This is a genomic window from Kaistella carnis, from assembly GCF_003860585.1.
Lineage (GTDB): Bacteria > Bacteroidota > Bacteroidia > Flavobacteriales > Weeksellaceae > Kaistella > Kaistella carnis.
On the sequence record NZ_CP034159.1, the window covers coordinates 1,013,728 to 1,035,195 of the forward strand.

Genomic DNA, 21,468 nt, shown 5'->3' on the forward strand with positions numbered 1-21,468 from the left:
TCTTCTACTTTCTAAAAAGAAATCTTCACTCCTCCCAAGATCTGTGCTCCCAAAACTTTATACCCTTTGTAAGTTTGATATTGGGTGTTTAGTAAGTTATTTCCGAGTGCAAAAATACTGAAATTTTTGTGAACTTTGTACTCTGCAGACAAATTTAAATCAGCAAATCCACCAACTTTGTCATTATTATTCTGTTCCGAGATATAAAAGTCCAGATTAATTCCTTCTCTATTCAACTGAAATGAATTGGTTGTCATATCCGTTCCAAAAATTGCCTTCGCACCCAAATTCAATTTCTTGTCCAACATGGAATATTTACCTCCTATACTGGCTCTTACCAAAGGTTTATTAAATATATTCTCATAATTATCGAGATTGTATTTCTCAAAATTCACTTCCGCATCCAAAGCCAAATTCGCTAAAGGGAAATATTGAACGCTTCCTTTGGCCTCACTCACTGTTCCGTTATCATATACGGAGGAAAATGTGTTTGCAAAATCATACGCCTGACGTCTATAATCCACTTCGTAATTAAACAGATCATTTGCGCGGAAAAAGAGAATATCATTCATTTTTCCGAATCCTGCGCTGAAATCATATTTGATCTGCTGATCAATATCACCACGCAATCCAAAATAGAATTTATATTTGGTTTCCGTCGCACGCAATTCCTGATCAGATACCAAATAAGGATTCTCTTCCAGTAAATTTGCGTAGGTATTTAACTTTAAACCGCCTGTAATTCCTGCATAAAACTTGAATTCATCGGCTGCCGCAAATTGTAATTCCGCTTTTGGAAACCAATAGGTTTTATTATTTTTATTCTGTTCTGCTAACATCATATTCGAATTTTTACCATTCAAAAATGAAAAATCAGAACCGATCATTAAATAAGATTTCCCTTTAAAAAAGGTTGCTTTCGGCGATAAAGTCGCATTTAAATACTGCGAAGAATTTTTATCAAGCAATTCAAAATCGGTTTTTACCGTTTCCAGATTAAGCCCCAAATCGGCATTAAAAGTTACGTCATCAAATGCCGGAAATTCCACTCCATGTTTTGATAGATTAACCAAAACTTCGGCTTGATTTTCCTTTGCATTAAAATGATCACTCAAAAAAGAGGACTTCACGCGAACGTCATTCAAAATATCGTTGGAATAAAAATCATAGTATCCATTTACTTTGATTCGGTTGGTTTTCTGCTTTAAATCGACATTATTTGAAGCCGGAGTCAGGGCGTAAATTCCGTAATAATTATAATCATTTAAACCATAATCGGCGTTGATGCTAAATTTTCCTGTCTCTCCGTAAGAGTTAAGATATAAGCCAATATCCGCACTATTCTGTTTGGATTTCCAGTCATACACTTTTCGCAAACCAGCAGTTGAAAGAAAATGCACATCCGCTCCTACTTCCATACCGTTTTCCAGTTCTGTAGAAATGTTTCCGTCGGCCAGGATTTTTCCGTAATTCCCCATTCCCAACTGGAAATAGTTGTTCTGATATTCCGCATCAAACTTCGGCGAGATATCTTCTCCCTGAATTAATGAGGTTTTAAAATCTGAAGATGCCGGCACATTTGTAATATCATACGTCGGCGGATTCGCAGATTTTTCCTCAGGTGGATAATTTTTTTCCGCTTCGATAGAGGTTTTTTTCTTCTCGATTTTCTTCACTTCCGGTTCGCGTTTTCGGTCCAGAATCAATTTTTCTTCTTTGATCTGAGAAAAAACTGCGGTCGAGGAGAATAATAAACCGATGAAAAATATATGTTGAATTCTTTTATTCATTTCTTAATGTATTATTGTAAAATCTCAGGCGTACAATGTCCAATTTCTGCATTGTACCTTAAACTTTGTACAATTATATTTATTTTTTAATTTGCTTTTTTAGATCTTTTGCTTCCGACACAATTTCCGGGAAATCACCGTAGTTGGCGATAATCTGATCTGCCGTGTAACTCGCCTGGTAATTGTCCTTTAAGCCAATATAATTCTTAACCATGAGCACTAGTGATTTTGCACCCCAATATTCTTCGGAAGCGTAATTATTGGCCAGTTTAAAAATGGTTTCATTGGATGATTTAAAGGCTTTCCCTTTATTTTGATAAAAAGCTTTAGCATATAAAGCTTCGGCGGCAACTTCCGTATTTGAAGATTTTTCTAAAGCCGTGTAGGCTGTTTTTGCATCGGTGTCTTTTCCATTATTCATCAAACTTCTGGCTTTAATTACTTTCGCAAGTTCATTCACCGAAGCTGAATTTTTAGGATTTTGCAAAACAAGATCAGCCAAAGTTTCAGCTTTTCTGAAATCTTTTTCATCTGCATAAATTTTCATCAACTCCACATTCGCAAAATTTTTCACGTTGATGTTGGTTGAATTTGCAAGTGACACCAAATATTTCTTCGCCTCGTTACTGTTGTTCTGTGCCAAATAAATCTGAGCAATTCTGGTCTGCGCGTCTTCCTGATAATCATTTTGAACGTTTGCCACTTCCTGTAAAACCAATAATGCTTTCGTTGCATTATTGGTCTGGAAATAACTTTCACCCAATTCGTATTGTGCCTGATATAAACCTTCGCCCGTTGGATTTTGCGTTAAATATTTTTCAAATAACGGAATCGCATTTTTGTAATCTTTACCGGCATAAAAAGTTTTAGCGCGGTTCAAATTAATTTCATCAATCTCTGAAGCATCGATTCTTACGCCAATACTTTGCGCAAAATTCTGGTAACCTGAAACATCATTATTTTTAATGAAAAGCGGTCGGGCTGCCTGTACAATTTTGCTCGCAAACGCCGTGTTTTTGTATTGATTTCCGAGAGATTTTAATTCAGCTAAAGCTTTGGAATCTTCATTCTGATCAATGTAATTCTGAGCACGATAAATCTGCGAATTGGCAACTAGATCTTTATCAGTGCTTGTTTTAATGACTTGACTAAAATAATCGTTTGAATTTTTGAAATCATCATTCGCCGCATACGCCGTTGCGATTTCATATTGTGCATCATCAAAATATTCTGAATTTTTATACTGCGCCAATAACTTTTTCAGTTCTGCAATTTTAGCAACTGTATCGCCTTTAAATCCGAGAGCCATGGCTTTTTGGAACATGGTATAGTCATCAGCACTTTCTGATTTATCGTAAATGGCAATCGCTTCATTCAAATCATTATTCGCATAATAGGTGTCTGCTAAACGAAGTTCTGCATCGTTTTTAAATTCCGGTTTTGGATTATTTAAATACGCTTTGAAGTATTCTTTGGCTTTATCAAATTTCTTTGATTTAAAGTAAGCGTAACCCAAATCGTAATTCAGCTGTTGCTTCTCCGGGAAATTTTCGGACTGCAATTTTTCGAAACGCACAATTGCGGATGGATAATTTGCCTTTTGGTAGTACGTTTGCGCCAACCAATACGTGGCTCTTGAATTAAATTCCTTATTGATATTGAACTCCAGACTTCTTAAGAAATATTTTTCAGCTTCGTCTAAATTTCCTTTGTTAAATTCTTCCGTTCCTAATAAATAAGAAACTTCCTGATCTACTTTATCAGTTTCAGGAGTTGAATTCGGCATTTTGTCAATGGCAGCCAATGTCCCTTTATAATCACCGGAATACAAATAAGATTTCACCAAAAGGGATTTCATTTCCTTCGTATCGGGGCTGTTTGGATATTTTGAAATATAATTTTGAATCACATTAGAAGCTGATTCAAAAGGATTTCCAAGTTCATAACTGAGTTTTGCGTATTGCAAATGAGCCAGCTGTTGCACTTTTTGATCATACGTCATTTGGTACGCGGAACGGAATGCGGAAAGCGCTTCCTGTTTTTTGCCCACTTCCAAATAGGCATTTCCTAATTGGTAATAGGCGTTTTGAGAAGTTGCAGAATTGCTGTTCAACAATTGGTTGTAATAAGAAACGGCTTCGTCATATTTTTTCAAATGTGCGGACACGAATCCCATTTCATACAAATCACTTTCAGACGGCGATCCTTTGCTTTCCAAATAAATTTTCAAATGCGGATAAGCAGAACTGTAATCGCCTTTCATGAAATAACTTTCGCCGATCATTTTGTGAACTTCTGCCTTGTAATCGGCAGAAATATTTTCATTGAGCAAGGCATTGCCTTCTACAATTGCCTTGTCGTACTCTTTATCATTAAAGTAAAGCTGAACATAATACGGTTTTACAACGCGCGCATGTTTCTCATTATCTCTAATCTGATCGAAAAAAGTAAAAGCTTCATCGTTTTGTCCATCTGCATAATAAAGATGTCCTAACATGTAAGCGATATCGTCTTTGTCGGAACCTTCGGTCGATTTATAGGCTTCTTCCAAAGCTTCAATAGCACCTTGGGAATCACCGGTCATGAATTTCGCATAACCGAGTTTCATGATATACTGTGTATTTTCTTCTTTTGAAAGTTGATACTGATTGACGTTTTCTAAGGTTTCCAGCGCTTTATCAAAATCCTTTTGAGCCAAATAGAAATCGGCCAAAGGTAAATTTGCCTGTGCAAAATAAGCCGAGTTTGGATATTCTTTAATGAAAGCATCCAATCCTTCTTCTGCATGATTTTTACGCAGGATTACGCCGATGACATTGTCGAAAAATTGGGCGGCCTCTTTTTTTGAATTGGAAAGATTTGCATTATAAAAATACTGTCTTGCATATTCAAATTGTGCAGCGTTATAAATTTTATTTTGGTAAAGGTTTTCAGCGAGATTGAAACGGTAATTTTCGCGGTCGCTGAAATATTGAGATTGTTGCGCCTCGGATAAGCCGAAATAGAAAATCGCCGTTGCGATTAAGATTTTTTTTGAATTCATTTAATCCAGATTTTCGGAAAGTTTTTTTGGAAAATAGAACGTGCTGCGAAAGCTAAATATTACAACAGCACTTTTTCCACATTTAATCAACGAAAATAAAGAAAAGTTATTGCTTATACAAGTTTATTTGTTTGTTGTGGAATTGTGGATAACTTTTAAAACACAGAAAATCAAGGGTTAAGAAGTTGGAAAATTGATGAACTATTCAAAATTAAAAATTTAGAATTTAGAATTTAGAATTTAGAATTTAAATTACAATCTCCGTTAATCTCTGTTCTTCAGCAAAATCCAGCCTTGGCGTTGCTCCGTCTTTTGCGTAACGGCATCGTACCAGGAAACAACATACCAGTAAGTAGAAGTTGGTAACGCTCTGCCATTCATTTTTCCATCCCACTCGCTTTTATCCGGCGTGGTCGATTCGAAGACTTTGGCACCATTTCGATCCACGATTTGAATAGAAACACGTTCCATTTGATCTATATTCTCGATCTTCCAGACATCATTGATTCCATCGCCATTTGGTGTGAAAGCATTATTTATTTTAATAAAATATACGGTTTGTGGCGGACCAAAACAACCCGTTGCTGATTCTACCTGAATATCGTAGGAAGGTGCGGTGGGATTTTGTAAAATGTTTGACGTTTGCGGCACTCCATTGAAGTAATATCGATAAGGTTTTTCTCCCCCATTCGCAATGACTTCAATTGAAGTATTGGTTTGATTGATTACCTGAATTTTCGGCTGATTCTCGTCGGAAATTGTAAAAGTATGTGTATAAGGACAGCCATTGATTCCTTTCTTATAAGTCACTGAATAGTTTCCTGGTTGGTCAAATGTAGCTACTTGGCTGGTTTGGCCATCGCTCCATAAGAAATAATCATTTTCGGTTCCGGCATCTATTTTTACTGGAAGATAGGAAGTCGTGGAACTTACCGTATTTTGGTAACAGATGAAATATTTGTCATCAAGTTTCGACGATTTGGTGGGCGTATTTACTTTTAGATAAATCTTCGCCACTGTCGGACAGAAACCGGGAATCGTAATCCGAACATAAACCGTTTGTGCGAACGCCGTTTCATTGGTATAATTTGAAGATATAGATTGCGTTAAGCCTGCATCTTTAAAATATTCAAAAGTGGCATCAGGAGTGGTGAAGTCATTTTTAACATCATCTAACTTGAATTCTGTTTTACCGTCAAAGTCAGAATCGCACTCCGTAATATCTGCGAAAGTTGTAAGCAACGGAGAATTTGCACCTTTTACAAAATTAATCGCTTGAGGATCCGAAGTACAGCCTGTTATATTATCTTTTAATAAGAAATTGATGGTTTGTGGAAGTAAGGTAAGATCAAAACTGGCAGGAAGAGGATTTCCTGAAAGATCAGTAAAAGTATAATTCGACGGATTACCGACCGCTTTAATTTTAAAATCCTGTAAAGAATATGTAGTTTCTGAACAAATTAAGATATCAGATTGATTTGCGACGGGTTTTGGATTATACGCTAAATTAAAATTAATAATATCACTGCAAGTCGTATTGTAAATCACTTTAATGTACGGGTTAGCGCCATAAATACTGGCATCATAATTCGTGATCTGACTTGGCGTTAAAGGTGCTCCATTCGCAGAATAATATTCTAAAGTTACAGTAACCGGTGGCGCCGCGTCTGTCAATAGATCAGCATTTTGGGTTAGGTTAAAGACAGTATTTCCAGCACAATTCGATTGAGAAATTGGATTGACGAGAACATTAGGCTTGTTGTAAACCAAAAGCGTAATTGAAGGATGATCGGGGGAAACACAACCTGTGATATTGCTTACCGCACGAATATATAATGTCGTTAAACCTAATCCACTTCTGAAATTATAAGACACCGCTCCACTTCCAGTAGTTGCATCCTGCAAAGTATTGTGAAAAGTCACCGTAACATTTGGATCAGGATTAATTTCTGGAATTAAAGAAGCTAAATCAAACGTCTGAGCGCTTGCACATTTCGGGGGTAACTGTGTGGTGGGTGCATTTGCAGTTACTTTTGGATCTTCTGTAAAAATAATTGTTGAAATCGTAGTACAGGTTGAACTGACTGAATTTTTAGGAGAAATTTTTACCCAAATTTTTGGATTTTGAGTTGGATTAAAAATAAAATTCGAGGTGTATGTAGTGCCATTTGTAGAATACTCATAATCAAAAACAGAAAAATTAGGACCCGCTAAATCTTGAAGATATTGCGATACATCTACTGAAGTTTCTCCAAAACAGTAACGCTTTGGCAGATCAGTAACCTTTGCGGGTAAAGCATCAAAACGAAGCGGGAAATCCTTATCAATACTGCAACCTGAAGCAGCGTCATTTACTTTGATGTTTAAGTTTCTCACCGTATTACCTGCGATGACAAAATTTGCCGGATTGGGGACCGGGACCGTTCCTTCCGTAAACAGAACAGTATAGGACGGATTTTGAGGATAATAATCGTATAAATTAATCGTCTTGCTTGCAGCTCCAGTGGTATCACAAAAATTTAAAGGAAGATTAGTAGCATTAAAAGCAGGAATGGTAGAATTAAGATTCAAGGAAAAAGGTGCCGAATCTACCGAACAGATTGGTAAAGTTTTACGTAGAGCACGCACATAATAATTCCCTGTTGCCGTAGCATCATAGGAATTACCAGTTCCTAAAACGGTCGTATTTCCTTCACGATACCATTCAAAATTTAAATAGGGATCATTCGGAACGGTTAGTGTTACATCGCTTACGCATCCTCCTGCACTGTTGGAACTTATAACGGGCGTGGGTATTTTTTTAAAAATGACTTGATTGGTCTTAAGGATGCTGGCATCTTCCAGATACGTTACCTCTAATTTTACCACATCTCCTTCCGAAGGAGTAAAATTACTTAAGGTATCTGAATTGGTACCAACTGGGTTCCCGTTATTGGTCCATTTAAATACCGGCGTTAATTGTTGATTCGGCGTAAAAAGCCAGGCTTTACCTTCGCTTTTCCACGGTCCGTTATTATAGTTACCGCCACTACTGTGTACCGGAACTTTAGCTTTTGTCCCACTTTCATTTTGAATTCCCAGAATAGCGTTGTAATTATCTCTGGTTTTTTGGTTGACATAAATTACAATTTTTCCATCTTGCAGTAAAAGTACAGAACTGTCATATGAACTGGAGTAATCAGTCAAGGTAAGATTTTGAAAAGAAATCAATAATCCATCCTTACCATTGTACGTAACTCTTTTATAATTATAAGCAACCTTCGGTAACTGGGATTTTGGGACTAAATTGGTATAACCGAAAAAAATCTGCGCCAAGTCCAGTTCCTGGGAGGGATTATTTTTAAATACTTTGTTATAATCTTTGGAGGCTAAAGTCGAAATATTAGGAGCCACATTAAAGGTTCGGTCGATATAAGTTGTATTATCCACAAGATTATTCAGCCGGGCGTCATTTGTAAAAACCAATCTTCCGTTGCTTCCTGCCACTACTTTTGTGTAGTCAATTCCGTAAAAACTAAAAGAAAAACCGATATCAATAGGATTGCTGAATTTGTCCGTACCGGTCGCCATGAAGGTAATAGGAGTAGATCCCGCACTCAAAGGAAACATTCCCGGAGTTTCACCCGTCATTAGATAATCACCCGTGGAACTGGCTACTGCATCAACTTTCAAATCAAATTTTTCCCCTGTACAAAAATATTGTTCTGGGCCATAAACGGCACCACCAAGATTAGGATTATACAAGGAGATAGACTGACTGAAACCCAAAGAAAAAATAGTAAAAGCAAATAAAAAATAAAACTTCTGCATCAAATCTTTTTTTCAAAAATATGTTATTTTTTAAAACAGAAAAAGCACCTATTTTAGTATATGAACATCAAAAAAATATATTTTCTAAATTTTTCTTTTACATTTGTGTAAATTAAATTTACAATATGAACCAACTCTTTCGAAGAAAACAATACAAAGCAAGTGATCATCCTTCTGGTTTAGTTCGTGTTTTAGGGGTTTGGGATATTGTATTTTTTGGGATTGCCGCCATTATTGGTGCCGGAAGTTTCAGTTCTTTAGGAGAAGCGGTGTTCCGTGGCGGACCCGGTGTTATTATTTTGTACATCATTTGTGGATTTGCCTGTGGTTTTACGGCATTATGCTACGCTGAATTTGCGAGTAGAATCCCAACTGCCGGCTCAGCGTATACCTACGCCTACGCAAGTTTTGGTGAATTGATCGCCTGGATTATCGGGTGGGCTTTAATCATGGAATATTCATTTGGAAATATTTACGTCGCCTTCTCCTGGTCCGATTATTTTACCAGTTTTATCGGTAGAATCGGATTTCACATTCCGGAATATTTAACCTGCAGCTATCCGGAAGCTAAAAAAGCTTTTCTTGCCGGATCTGAAAATAAAGAACTCATAAATGCTTGGAAAAATGCGCCATTGATCGGAAACTTAAAATTGATTTTGGATATTCCTGCCCTGGTAATCAATGGATTGATCACTTGGTTGGTTTATCGTGGCGTTCGTGAAAGTAAAAACTTCAATAATGCTTTAGTCTTAATGAAACTGGGGGTAATCGTCTTGATCATTTTAGTCGGAGTCGCCTACGTAAATGTTGATAACTGGATGCCGATCAATCCCGAAACACAAGTAGCTTCCTTCATGCCAAATGGTTTTGCCGGAGTTATGACCGCAGTTTCCGGAGTTTTCTTTGCCTATATTGGTTTTGATGCATTGAGTGTTTTATCGGAAGAAACCAAAGATCCCCAGAAAAATCTTCCACGCGGAATGATTATTTCCCTGGTTTTGTGTACCGTTATCTATATCATCTTAACCTTGGTTCTTACCGGAATGGTAGATTACAGAAAATTTGACGGCGTTGGTGATCCACTCTCTTTTATTTTTGAAAAGGCAAATGCCAACCTTCCCTGGATGGAATTAACGGTTTCTTTTGTGGCGATCATTGCAATTACCACTGTATTGTTGGTTTTCCAAATGGGTCAGCCCAGAATATGGTATGCTATGAGTCGTGATGGTTTGATGCCAAAAAAATTCATGGATATTCATCCGAAACATAAAACCCCTTCTTTCGCGACCATTGTTACGGGAATCGTAGTGGGTGTCCCTATTTTATTTACGGATAAATCCTTCATTCTGGATTTCACCAGTATCGGGACGATCTTCGCTTTTGTATTGGTATGCGGGGGTGTTCTTTTACTTCCATCAAAGGAAAAATTACCGGGAAGATTCCACATGCCTTATATCAATTCAAGGTTCATATTTCCTGTAATATTTTTAGGAGGCCTTACTTTCTTTTATTTCTGGCAGCCTGAATTTTTTCACAATTTAATGGAATGGAATGATGCAAAAGAAGGAGAATTCAGAATTTCAATGTTCTTTTTCCTGGTTCTTAATATCGCGCTCTGTGTTTTGGCTTTCGTGAAAAACCTGTCTCTAATTCCGTTGATGGGACTTAGTTCGTGTCTTTATCTTTTGACCGGAATGACGCACAATAACTGGTTCTGGTTCACAGTGTGGTTTGGGATTGGTTTAATTATTTATTTCTCCTACGGTTATAGAAACAGTAAAATTCACCGGGAACTTAATGGCGATTTAGATTAACGATGAAGACCAGAATTAAAAATTATAAAGAATTCTATGAATTCTACCTCACCGAACACTCCAAAATGTGGACACGAATTTTCCATTTTCTGGGAACCCTCTTACTTTTTGCCGTCCTATTTTATGTGATTAAATCAGGTAAAGAACGCTTTCTTTGGTATGTTCCGATCTTTGGATATGGATTTGCGTGGTTCAGTCATGCCGTTTTTGAGAAAAATACTCCCGCGACTTTCAGATATCCGTTGTGGAGTTTGATTTCCGATTTTAGAATGTTTTTTGAACTTCTTACAGGCAAATTAAAATTTAAGAACTGATATAATCTTCATTAAAGTAGTAATTTAGAATTTAGATTACTTCTAAAAGTCCTTTATAGCAACAAAAAAAACCAACTTCTTAAAGTTGGTTTTTTCTATTCTGAATAATAAATTTTATTTTTGAATGTGTTCCATTTGCTGGGTTGCAGCCATAGAAACCATTAAATCATTTAATAAAGTGCTTGCAGAGTTAGGTGAATTCGGCAATAAGACCAAGCTGCTCTTGTTAGAAGAACCAATCGCCTGAAGTGTGTCATAATGCTGCGTAACAACAATTAGCGCCGAAGCTTCCTGTGCATTGATGTTTGCTTCATTCAACATTTTTACAGATTCTACCAAACCGGCAGCAATCTCTCTACGCTGATCCGCGATACCTTGACCCTGTAATTTTTTAGATTCTGCTTCTGCTTTCGCCACCGCAACAATTCTAATTTTTTGAGCTTCAGATTCGTATTCAGCTGCAGTTTTTTCACGTTCTGCCGCATTAATTCTATTCATCGCATGTTTCACCTGCTCATCGGGATCGATATCGGTAACCAATGCTTTAATGATGTCATACCCATAACTTTGCATCGCCTCCTGAAGTTCTCCTTTTACCGCAATCGCAACATCGTCTTTTCTTACAAAAACATCATCCAGCTTCAACTTTGGAACTTCTGCTCTTACGACATCAAAAACGTATGAAGTAATTTGATTTTCCGGATTTTCTAGTCGGTAAAATGAATCTGCAACTTGAGACGCAATAACCTGATACTGAACAGAAACTTTCATTCTGATAAACACGTTATCCAACGTTTTGGTGTCTATTATTACATCCAATTGTTGAATTCTCAAATTCATTCGTTTCGCTACTTTATCGATAAAGGGAATTTTCAAATGAAGGCCGGATTGACGAACGACCAAAAATTTTCCCAAACGTTCTACAATCGCGGCAGTTGCTTGGTTTACTGTAAAAAATGATGCGAATAATACAATCATTCCGAAAAAAATGATTACTCCTAAAAATGCCATGGTTTAATTTTTAAATATTAATAAATTTAGTCAGAGAATTATTGTTCTGATTTGTCATAAAGATAGGATATTTTTTCTACTTTTAATCAAAGTTTTTTAATGAAATTTGTTTTACTCTTATCGATACTTTTGTCAATTTTTTCTTGCCAAAAAAGACCAACTGCTAATTTCGAGAATGACAAATGTTTCAATCTTAAAAAAGAAAGAAATGCTTATGCAGATTTCAAACCTGTTGATAAAAAATTAATATTAGATATAAAATATCCGAATCTGGAGTTCGAGGAAATTAAAAATCCAACAGCATTTGACCCTAATTATTCAAGTTATACGTACTCTTTCTCAAATGTAAAAGATTTCATTTCTCCCAATGAATTTCAATATTTACGAAAATTTAATTATCAAAATACTGAGTATTATTTAGCTCAAAACGATTTTGGATATTGGCTCATTGAATATATAAACAAAATTGAAAAACCTTATTTTTTAGGAATTGCCACGGACAAATATATTCACATCAAAAACTCAGAAAAATTCCCTTTAATATCGGACGGAAAACTTCAGGTAGAATGTGCTTTTATTAGGCTTTATGAACAAGAAATACAATTACTCTCTGGTCCAAAATACGAAGCCATTAAAGATAATTTACTTCTGAAAATAAATTTAGAAACCATAAAAAAAGATAGTGACCATGATGGTTTTAATGATTTATTCGAAAATTATATTGGCTTAAATCCTAATTCCAAAGACAGTGATAAAGATGGAATTAATGATTTTGAAGACGCAAATCCGCTCTACAAATCGGAAGAATCTGATTTTACTTCATTATATGAAACTCTAACTTCTGAAATTGATTTTTACGATCAAACCATTTCAACTGAGAAAATACAAAAACTTAGAAAAAGAAATAAAGACGAGATCAATTCAAAACCCTTCGTCTTTTCGGTGTATTTTAGTGATTGTACTTACTTTAAAAGCATCAATCCGGTCTCTGAAAAAACTTTGATTTTGGATGAGGAATACTTGAAAAAAGATAATTTCTCAGTGGGAACTGGATTTAATTATTCTGATTTCTCTTTGTTTCAAAAATTGAATGATCATCAATTTGAAATTCAAAAATATCATCATTCCGGAAGTGCAACATTTCAATGTGAAAAAACAAAATCGGGATGGAAAATCGCCATGACTCAAATGGTACAAATATAAAATTTACATCGTCATCCCGATATCAATTCCTTTTATTTTCCGGTAAAGATCGGTAGCAAAATTATCGGTCATTCCCGATACAAAATCCAGAATACCAAGTACTTTTTGGTACTCACTTCCCTCTTCATAAAGAAATTGTGCGGGCAAAAGTTTCAAGGCCATTTTATCGTACGATTTTCTTTCATCTTTTGCAGTAAGAATGGAGGGAATAAAATGATTCAGCAACTCATACATTACATTATAACCTGCATTTTCAATTTCGATTACGTTCTTGTGATTGTAAATTTTTTCGATAGAGAAGTTTTCAATTTCCTGTAAAGAAGGATTGTCAATTTTATAAATATCAAGGAGCGCTTTATCTAAAGTTCCCGCCATAATTTCGGGGAAACGCTGTTGGTAAAGTTCGATCGATTTATTAATTAAAGCATTGATGACTTTGGCTCTCAAATAAGAAATGCGTTCATTGGCATTGGTCAAAACTGCCAGTTTATCTTCTACTCTTTTTGTATTTCCGTTCTCCGATTTGATGAGTTCAAAAAATAGATTTTCGCAATCGGAAGTTGACACAATTCCTAAGCGGTGCGCATCTTCCATATCGATGATATTGTAGCAAATATCATCTGCCGCTTCTACCAACCAAACAAAAGGATGTCTTTTAAAAATAGTGGGTTCTTCACTTTCCTGTAACATATCGACCGATTTTGCGATATTTAAAAAGGTTTCTTTTTCGTTTTGAAAAAAACCAAATTTTTTACGGTGAATGATTCCTTTCTTTTTCGCGATTGCCTCACACGGATATTTTGCAATACTGGCCAAAGTTGTATAAGTCAATTGAGTCCCGCCTTCATCTTTCCCATTTTGCTGATGCGTCAAAACCCTTATCGCATTTGCATTTCCTTCGAAATTGACCAAGTCAGCCCATTCCTTCTCGTTGAATTTACTTTTTAAATCTTGTTCATTCTTCTCGAAATAACTCGCGATGGCATCTTCACCCGAATGACCAAAAGCCGGGTTTCCAACGTCATGACAAAGGCAGGCTGCTGCAATCACATTGTGAAGATTATGTAAATAGAAATTCTGCGCATTTTCATCCAGATCTTTTTCAAACTGATTGAAAATAAATTCTCCCACGGCGCTTCCCATACTTCTTCCCACCGAAGAAACTTCGAGGGAATGGGTCAGGCGGTTATGCACGAAAACACTTCCCGGAAGGGGGAAAACCTGCGTTTTATTCTGCAGTCTCCGAAAGGAGGCAGAAAAAATAATGCGGTCAAAATCTCTTTGAAAATCGGTGCGCGACGCCGAAGTTGCAGGGTGATTTCCGGTTCGCTGATGGGTAAATAGGCTGTTTAAATTCATACGATCCAAAAATAAGTCTTAAAATTAAGTAACGAAAATATTTAATATGAAACTTTAATATTTGAGGCCCTTCTGATGGTTAATTTTTTTTCCGTGTCGATTTGTACAACTCTTTTTAATAGAAGCGGAATCTGCAGCCCAGCTTGAGTGGAGCTCATTTTTTATCTGGCGTAAGCCGGGTAAAAAATAGCGGGAACGGAAGATGGATGAAGCTGCCCAAATAAAAAAAGAAAGATTTTACATTGAAACATAAAAAAAAATTCCTGAAGATGACCTTCAGGAATTTTATTATAATGAAATTTCAATTACATATAACTTTCGATCGGTGCACAAGTACACACCAAATTACGGTCACCATACGCTTCATCAACTCTCGAAACGGAAGCAAAAAATTTATTGTCACGAACCCAATCGAGTGGATAAGCGGCTTTTTCTCGGCTATAAGGTCTGTCCCAAGTGTCTGAAATTACAACTTGCTGTGTATGTGGCGCATTTTTCAACACGTTATTTTCGGTATCATATTTACCTTCTGCGATCTCATCAATTTCTCTTTTTATGGAAATTAAAGCTTCTGCGAAACGGTCAAGTTCTGCTTTGCTTTCAGATTCTGTAGGTTCAATCATCAACGTTCCTGCTACAGGGAAACTTACTGTTGGTGCGTGATATCCGTAATCCATCAAACGTTTTGCAACATCGGCAACTTCAATTCCGAAAGCTTTGAACTGACGGAAATCTACGATACACTCGTGAGCCACTCTGCCTTTTCTGTTCGCATATAAAATTGGGAAATGCTCGGACAGCACTTCTTTTAAATAATTGGCATTTAAAATCGCATAACCCGTGGCTTTTTTCAATCCATCTGTACCCAACATTTTAATGTAGGCATACGAAATATTTAAAACTAAAGATGATCCATAAGGTGCTGCGGAAATCGCTTCGATGGACTCGCTGCTTCCAATTTTGATATTTGGATTGCTTGGTAAAAATTTAACCAAATGTTCCGCAACACAGATCGGTCCAACTCCAGGACCACCGCCACCATGTGGAATTGCGAATGTTTTATGTAAATTCAGGTGACAAACATCGGCCCCGATATTTCCGGGTGAAGTGTAACCTACCTGAGCATTCATATTGGCACCATCCATATAGATTTGTCCACCATGTTGATGAATTAAATCCGTAATTTCTTTAATATTGTCATCAAAGAAACCATAAGTTGAAGGATAAGTGATCATGACCGCAGAAAGGTTCGCACTGTGTTGCTCGGCTTTTGCTTTTAAATCTTCAAAATCGATTTCTCCACTTTCCAGATTTTTCACCACCACGACTTTCATTCCGGCAAGTACTGCAGAGGCCGGATTTGTTCCGTGTGCAGACTGTGGAATAAGAGCGATATTTCGGTGACCTTCGCCGCGGGATTTGTGATATTCACGAATCACCATTAAACCAGCATATTCTCCCTGTGCACCTGAATTAGGCTGTAATGAAGTTCCAGCAAATCCTGTAATTTCGGCTAAATCTTTTTCTAGTTCTTTGATCAAATATTGATAACCTCCGGCTTGTTCGGTTGGTACAAACGGATGAACACTTCCCCATTCTGCCCAAGAAAGTGGTAACATTTGGGTAGCAGCATTCAGTTTCATGGTACAAGAACCGAGAGAAATCATGGAATGGGTAAGAGAAAGATCCTTTCGCTCCAAACGTTTGATGTATCTCATCAATTCCGTTTCTGTATGGTATTTATTGAATACTTCTTCTTTCAGAATAGCGTCGGTTCTTAAAAATTCCTGAGGAATTTGAACTTCTTCTTTAAATTCAAGTTTAAAACTTTGCTTATCTAAAAATCCTGCAAATGCATCGAAAAGATCCTGAACTTTCGCAGCAGTAGAAGCTTCATTCAGAGATATACTGATAAATCCTTCAGAGAAATAATTCAGATTGATTTTGTGCTCACGCATTTTTGTCATCAACCTTTTTTTATCGTCTTCATGAATTCTGAATTTCACGGTATCAAAGATGGGCTCTTCGACAATATCGTATCCTAACATCTTCAGTCCGTCATTTAAAGCCATTGCTTTGAAGTGAATTTGATCTGCGATGAAATTTAAACCTTTCGGACCGTGGAAAACGGCGTACATTCCCGCCATAACAGCTAATAAAACCTGAGCGGTACAAATATTAGATGTCGCTTTTTCTCTTTTAATGTGCTGCTCTCTCGTTTGCAAAGCCATTCGTAGAGCGCGCTGTCCGTAAGCATCCTGTGAAACACCGATGATTCTTCCTGGAATATCACGTTTGTAATCCTCTTTACACGCAAAAAATGCAGCGTGAGGACCGCCATAACCCATTGGAATTCCAAATCGCTGGGTTGTTCCAACGGCACAATCTGCACCCATATCCGCCGGAGATTTTAATTTCACCAACGCCATTGGATCACAAGCAACAACAACCTGAAGATCAAATTCTTTGTAATGCTTAATAGATTCAGAATAGTCAATGATGATCCCATTCTTACCAGGATATTGTAATAAAACTCCGAAATAAGAATCGTTGAACTGATGATTTTTATGGTTCCCCACAATGACATCAATTCCTAAACCTTCTGCTTTCGTTTTTAAAACGGCAATGGTTTGCGGAAATACAAGATCGGAAACAAAGAATTTTTGAGCACCTGCTTTTTTCTGAGCTTTGGTTCTGCTTTCAAAGAACATGTGCATGGCTTCCGCTGCCGCTGTAGATTCATCCAGAAGAGAAGCATTTGCTAACTTAAATCCTGTAAGATCACACACCACAGTTTGGAAATTCAAAAGCGCTTCCAAACGACCTTGGGCGATCTCTGCCTGATATGGAGTATAAGCGGTATACCAAGATGGGTTCTCTAAAATATTTCTCTGGATAACACTTGGCAAAATGGTATTGTGGTACCCAAAACCAATGTAGTTTTCGAAAAGTAAATTCTGAGAAGCCAATTCTTTGGAATGGTCCAGCATTTCCTGTTCTGAAAGAGGCTCAGAAATATCTAAATCCTTCGCTAAACGGATGGAATCGGGAATAGTCTGCCCAATTAATTCTTCGATATCTGAGACACCGATTTTTGCTAACATGGCTTGCTGATCGGCTTCATTTAAAGAAATGTGACGATTTACAAATTGTGTGGTATTCATATATTTTTACTAGATTTTATCTGAAAATAAAGGTTCGTAAAAATACAAATTTTTAAGCAACACCACAATTGATATATCTCACTAAAATTAAGATTAAAAATATACTGATCCTCTTCATTTTGCTTCAACCTATCTTAAGATCATTTGCTAACTGCTTATCTTTCAATATTAAATAAAATCCATCTCTTATTTGGAAGTATTCTAAATTAAATTTATATTTGCATCATGAACGGTCAGATTATCCCCTTTAAAGTATCACCACTCATGCCCTTTCACGAAAGTAAAGAGGAACTTATTTGTGGTAAAAAGAACTGCTGTAAAAAATTTAAGAAAGGAAAAAGATGTAAAAAATGTCCGGGACGACTTAAGCTGGCTTAACATCATCACCGGAGTTTTCGCTTTATCTGTTCAGAATTAATGCTGCGATTGCGGCTGCAAGAAAAACAAGGAATAAGAAAATCCGTATTTTTCGAGGCAAACCGGTAGGATTATTTCGAGTTGGTTTTTCGGGTTTGAATAAATCTTCTACGTTACTTCTAAATTCCTCACTTTTATTTTCAAAGATTTCGGTAATGGTTATTCCCTGTACAATTGTTTTATTAAGCAGTGAATTCGTAACGTGCAGTAACAACTGAAACTGACCGTCTTTAAATTCTGTAATCCGAATCACCTTTTCACCATATCCTTTCTGCAATCCAAAAGGAAGCAGTTTAACGACATCGGCATTTTGAGTTTGCCAAGAAATAATGATCTCTTCGCCTTTCTGAACCCGTACTTTATTTACAGAAAAAGATTTAATAGATGGTGGCAGATTGGGCCGGTAACTTCTTTGCTGGTGCCCCAAATTATCATCATAGATTCTTCTTTTCTCCGGATCAATGATCATTTCATACGCCTCCTTAATTTCCATAAAGCGGGTTTGAAAGAAATCATCACCGGGATTTTTATCGGGATGATATTTTAAAGATAATTTGCGATAGGCTTTTTTAATATCCTCTTCAGAAGCATTCTCTGGGACACCGAGAAAATAATAGTAGTTCTTCATTCGTAATTGCGAACAGCAAAAATAAGGCTTTAAAATTTCTCAGAAAAAAAACGGAAAGAATAATGCTCCGTTTCATAAAATAACTTTACACTGGAATTCTTTTATGCTATTTACTTTAGAATGTAATCAATGCAGCACAGAATAAAATGAGTTAAGCATCAACAACAATCTCTTTTAAACTTCTGCAATTTTTTTAATCAGCGCAAAACCTTCATTAAATCCTCTGTCAATCATCTCCTGCATGTCGGGACTGGCGTGGACGATCGCCCGAAGCTCTGTAGTATTAGCATCGATATTCCGAAGAAAATACTTCTCTTCCGCACCACTCCATTCCACTACCTCTCTACTTTCTGTATCTTCAATCCCATCTTTTACCGTACCAAGATGGCTAAAAACCACTTCATAAGGTTTTCGCAAACTTCTTATCGTAGAGACCATTCCTTCGTCATTTGCATTTAGAAAATAAGTTTTGCCACCCACTTCCCAGTCCGATTTCATTTTTGATCCTTCTGTAAAAAACTGAGTCCATTGTGGGTACGTTTTTTCGCTCCAGAGTAAATCCCAAACATCCTCTATGGGTGCGTTGATTATAATTTCGTAATTTAAAGTTTCCATAAGATTGATTTTAAATAATTATTCTTCTGCAAGTTTTTTGATCAACTCAAAATTCTTAGGATATTTGGAATTAAAGAAATCTACAAACTCATCCAAAGAAATAACTTCAGCCGTGAGCAGCGTTCCGTATTCATTATTTTCTAAATGGTAAGTCACGGTCGATTCTTCCCAATCCTGCGGACTTAATTCTCCCTCGAGAATCCAGCCCAGATGTTTCATTTTTAAGGTTTTGTTCGGAATATTTTTCTCGATCAGATTATACATTCCGTTATTTTTCGGATCCAGAAATTTCATAATCGTTCCTTCCTCCCAATTGCCTTCAAAGTACGTTCCCTCATTCATTGCAGAGGACCATTTTCTATAAGAATCTTGCGTGAAAAGAACGTCCCATACTTTTTCAGGCGTTGCATTGATCTGCGTTTTAAAAACCAATTGTTTCATTTTTCTAAAAGTTTAATTTTAAATCTAAGAGTGATAAGCGTTTTCCAAATCTTTAATGACGATTTTCTTCATTCCCATCATCGCCTGCATCACTTTGATGCCCTTCATGCGATCTTCGCCGTTCATCAGTTCCAGCAATCTTTTCGGTACGATCTGCCAACTAACACCGAACTTATCTTTTAACCAGCCACATTGGGATTCCATTCCACCATCTGCTGTTAAAGAATTCCAAAGATGATCCGTTTCCTCCTGATCGTCCGTCATTACAACCAGGGATATTCCTTCATTAAAATCAAACTGATGATCGTAAGAATTATCCATACAGAAAATCGTGTATCCATTTATTTCAAAATCTGCATGCTGAACATTTTCCGGAATTTCATGAGTTTCATTGCCCACGCCATCGCCATACTTTAAAATCCCTCCAACTTTAGAATTTGGAAAGATGTCGGTGTACCGATTGATTGCTTCCAGCGCTTTTCCGTTGTTGTGATGAATAAACATAAGCGTAGGCACGATTCTTTGATCCACTTTATTGTCGCTGAGATAAATCTGCCAGGTGACCCCAAACCGATCGCGAACCCAGCCGTATTTTTTTGACCACGGATATTCTGAAAGTTCCATCAAGACACGGCCTTTTTCTGCAAGTTTTGTCCAGAACTTTGTCACTTCATCTTCAGTTTCGCATAATACGGTAAAAGAAATGGAGGCATTTTTTTCAAATTGTGGTCCGGCATTTAAGATCATGAATTTTTGTCCAAAAAGATCCAGATTTAAAACTGCAGGGGTATCGGCAGTAATGGTTCCACCAAAGGTGTCACAGTAAAGGTCGGCGGCTTCTTTGCCATCTTCATTAAACCAGAAACATGGAAATATATTATGATTCATTTTTAAAATTTTGATAAAAAAAACAGCGGATAAATGCTGTTTTTTTGTTTAATGTTTTTCTACATACTTATGGAAGCGGTCTAAAATTGCATACCAACCCGTGCGTTGCATTTCTCGGGAATATTGTTCTTCGGCTTCAAAAACCTGGATCACTTCAGTCGCATTTTCGTCAATTTTCCGAAATATAACTTCAATTTTTCTACCGTCATCCATGTGAGATTTTACGTATTCCAGTTCTTTAATTTCGTCGATAACACCAGAGAAGTTGTAACCAAAACTTTTGTCTTTATATTCTAAACGATAATCAAAACGACCGCCTTCGCGAAAATCAATGAACCCCTTAGGACAATGCCAATTGGTGGTGGTGAAATTCCACTTCACAATATGTTTTGCGTCGTAAAAATAATCCCACACTTGCCGGATGGGTTTTAAAATAGTAATGTTAATAGTTATAGGCTCCATAGTGTTTATTTTCTCTAAAAATACGGAATAATTTTTAAACTACTTTTAGGCTATATCAACTACGCATTAATTATTTTCAACATATTTATGAAAATTATTCAAGATGCCGTACCAACCCTCTCTTTGCATTTGTGCAGGTTGCGAGGGATCGGGCTCAAAAGTTTGCGTTACGATGGTCGTACTGGCGTCGGTTTCTTCAAAGGTTACTTCTACTTTTCTACCATCATCAAGGTGATATCTTAGCAATTTGAATGGAATGATTTCATCGAAAGTTCCTTTAAAATTAAAACCAAATGTTCCGTCTTTGGCCTCCATACGATAATCGAAGTGACCGCCAACTTCCAAATTATTTTCAGCGGACGGACAAGTCCAGTCGTTCGTTGCAAAATTCCACTTGGTGATATGTGCTGATTGGGTAAAGTATTCCCAGACTTTGGAAGCGGGTTTTAGAATTGTAATATCTAATGTAATGGGTTCCATATTTTTTCTTTAAAAATACAGAAAAAATA

Annotated in this window: 15 protein-coding genes; 3 read left to right on the top strand and 12 right to left on the bottom strand. The window is 36.7% G+C overall.

The features are described 5' to 3' along the window. Nucleotides 1–11 precede the first annotated feature (11 nt). The 3 genes from EIB73_RS04550 to EIB73_RS04560 all read right to left on the bottom strand — a co-directional run bounded on the left by EIB73_RS04550 (nt 12) and on the right by EIB73_RS04560 (nt 8,643). Nucleotides 12–1,790, bottom strand: a complete 1,779-nt coding sequence (locus tag EIB73_RS04550; RefSeq protein WP_125023057.1) for a TonB-dependent receptor — start codon at nt 1,788–1,790, stop codon at nt 12–14. Between the two features lie 79 nt (nt 1,791–1,869). Further along, a complete protein-coding gene (locus tag EIB73_RS04555) occupies nt 1,870–4,833 on the bottom strand; it encodes a tetratricopeptide repeat protein (protein WP_125023059.1) in 2,964 nt (987 codons plus the stop codon). Nucleotides 4,834–5,097: 264 nt separating this feature from the next. Next, complete coding sequence (locus tag EIB73_RS04560; RefSeq protein ID WP_125023060.1) at nt 5,098–8,643, bottom strand: T9SS type B sorting domain-containing protein; 3,546 nt, start codon at nt 8,641–8,643, stop codon at nt 5,098–5,100. A gap of 125 nt (nt 8,644–8,768) precedes the next feature. On the opposite strand from EIB73_RS04560, the gene EIB73_RS04565 reads away from it, so the two are divergent. Next, a complete protein-coding gene (locus EIB73_RS04565; protein WP_125023062.1) occupies nt 8,769–10,457 on the top strand; it encodes an APC family permease in 1,689 nt (562 codons plus the stop codon). Nucleotides 10,458–10,459: 2 nt separating this feature from the next. Beyond that, the gene (locus EIB73_RS04570; RefSeq protein WP_125023064.1) at nt 10,460–10,771 is read left to right on the top strand and encodes a DUF962 domain-containing protein; all 312 of its coding nucleotides are present in this window, start codon (nt 10,460–10,462) and stop codon (nt 10,769–10,771) included. A gap of 114 nt (nt 10,772–10,885) precedes the next feature. Here EIB73_RS04570 and EIB73_RS04575 read toward each other — a convergent pair whose 3' ends face one another. Then, nucleotides 10,886–11,782, bottom strand: a complete 897-nt coding sequence (locus EIB73_RS04575; RefSeq protein ID WP_125023066.1) for an SPFH domain-containing protein — start codon at nt 11,780–11,782, stop codon at nt 10,886–10,888. A 99-nt stretch (nt 11,783–11,881) separates the two neighbouring features. Between EIB73_RS04575 and EIB73_RS04580 the strand changes: the two genes are divergently transcribed. Next, a complete protein-coding gene (locus EIB73_RS04580) occupies nt 11,882–12,985 on the top strand; it encodes a hypothetical protein (RefSeq protein WP_125023068.1) in 1,104 nt (367 codons plus the stop codon). Between the two features lie 3 nt (nt 12,986–12,988). Here the strand turns inward: EIB73_RS04580 and dgt are convergent, their stop codons facing one another. The 8 genes from dgt to EIB73_RS04620 form a co-directional block, all read right to left on the bottom strand. After that, the gene (gene dgt / locus EIB73_RS04585) at nt 12,989–14,344 is read right to left on the bottom strand and encodes a dGTP triphosphohydrolase (protein ID WP_125023070.1); all 1,356 of its coding nucleotides are present in this window, start codon (nt 14,342–14,344) and stop codon (nt 12,989–12,991) included. A 305-nt stretch (nt 14,345–14,649) separates the two neighbouring features. Next, a complete protein-coding gene (gcvP, locus tag EIB73_RS04590) occupies nt 14,650–17,508 on the bottom strand; it encodes an aminomethyl-transferring glycine dehydrogenase (RefSeq protein WP_125023072.1) in 2,859 nt (952 codons plus the stop codon). A 400-nt stretch (nt 17,509–17,908) separates the two neighbouring features. After that, nucleotides 17,909–18,553 (bottom strand): J domain-containing protein, encoded by a 645-nt coding sequence (locus EIB73_RS04595; protein ID WP_125023074.1) that lies wholly within the window; start codon nt 18,551–18,553, stop codon nt 17,909–17,911. Between the two features lie 174 nt (nt 18,554–18,727). Further along, entirely contained in the window at nt 18,728–19,168 is a 441-nt protein-coding gene (locus EIB73_RS04600; RefSeq protein ID WP_125023076.1) for an SRPBCC family protein, read from the bottom strand. An 18-nt stretch (nt 19,169–19,186) separates the two neighbouring features. Then, the gene (locus tag EIB73_RS04605; protein ID WP_125023078.1) at nt 19,187–19,609 is read right to left on the bottom strand and encodes an SRPBCC domain-containing protein; all 423 of its coding nucleotides are present in this window, start codon (nt 19,607–19,609) and stop codon (nt 19,187–19,189) included. 24 nt (nt 19,610–19,633) lie between these two features. Next, on the bottom strand, nt 19,634–20,497 hold the full coding sequence (locus EIB73_RS04610) for a VOC family protein (protein ID WP_125023080.1): 864 nt from the start codon (nt 20,495–20,497) through the stop codon (nt 19,634–19,636). A gap of 48 nt (nt 20,498–20,545) precedes the next feature. After that, nucleotides 20,546–20,959, bottom strand: coding sequence for an SRPBCC domain-containing protein (locus tag EIB73_RS04615; RefSeq protein ID WP_125023082.1), 414 nt, complete (start codon nt 20,957–20,959; stop codon nt 20,546–20,548). Nucleotides 20,960–21,025: 66 nt separating this feature from the next. After that, complete coding sequence (locus EIB73_RS04620; protein ID WP_125023084.1) at nt 21,026–21,439, bottom strand: SRPBCC domain-containing protein; 414 nt, start codon at nt 21,437–21,439, stop codon at nt 21,026–21,028. Nucleotides 21,440–21,468: the final 29 nt, after the last annotated feature.

Excerpts from the sequence above, each read along its gene's own strand:
- EIB73_RS04560 (WP_125023060.1), bottom strand. The coding sequence starts at position 8,643 with ATGCAGAAGTTTTATTTTTTATTTGCTTTTACTATTTTTTCTTTGGGT.
- EIB73_RS04605 (WP_125023078.1), bottom strand. The coding sequence starts at position 19,609 with ATGAAACAATTGGTTTTTAAAACGCAGATCAATGCAACGCCTGAAAAA.
- EIB73_RS04620 (WP_125023084.1), bottom strand. The coding sequence starts at position 21,439 with ATGGAACCCATTACATTAGATATTACAATTCTAAAACCCGCTTCCAAA.
- EIB73_RS04600 (WP_125023076.1), bottom strand. The coding sequence starts at position 19,168 with ATGGAAACTTTAAATTACGAAATTATAATCAACGCACCCATAGAGGAT.
- EIB73_RS04580 (WP_125023068.1), top strand. The coding sequence starts at position 11,882 with ATGAAATTTGTTTTACTCTTATCGATACTTTTGTCAATTTTTTCTTGC.
- EIB73_RS04595 (WP_125023074.1), bottom strand. The coding sequence starts at position 18,553 with ATGAAGAACTACTATTATTTTCTCGGTGTCCCAGAGAATGCTTCTGAA.
- EIB73_RS04550 (WP_125023057.1), bottom strand. The coding sequence starts at position 1,790 with ATGAATAAAAGAATTCAACATATATTTTTCATCGGTTTATTATTCTCC.
- EIB73_RS04615 (WP_125023082.1), bottom strand. The coding sequence starts at position 20,959 with ATGGAGCCTATAACTATTAACATTACTATTTTAAAACCCATCCGGCAA.
- dgt (WP_125023070.1), bottom strand. The coding sequence starts at position 14,344 with ATGAATTTAAACAGCCTATTTACCCATCAGCGAACCGGAAATCACCCT.
- EIB73_RS04570 (WP_125023064.1), top strand. The coding sequence starts at position 10,460 with ATGAAGACCAGAATTAAAAATTATAAAGAATTCTATGAATTCTACCTC.
- gcvP (WP_125023072.1), bottom strand. The coding sequence starts at position 17,508 with ATGAATACCACACAATTTGTAAATCGTCACATTTCTTTAAATGAAGCC.
- EIB73_RS04610 (WP_125023080.1), bottom strand. The coding sequence starts at position 20,497 with ATGAATCATAATATATTTCCATGTTTCTGGTTTAATGAAGATGGCAAA.
- EIB73_RS04575 (WP_125023066.1), bottom strand. The coding sequence starts at position 11,782 with ATGGCATTTTTAGGAGTAATCATTTTTTTCGGAATGATTGTATTATTC.
- EIB73_RS04555 (WP_125023059.1), bottom strand. The coding sequence starts at position 4,833 with ATGAATTCAAAAAAAATCTTAATCGCAACGGCGATTTTCTATTTCGGC.
- EIB73_RS04565 (WP_125023062.1), top strand. The coding sequence starts at position 8,769 with ATGAACCAACTCTTTCGAAGAAAACAATACAAAGCAAGTGATCATCCT.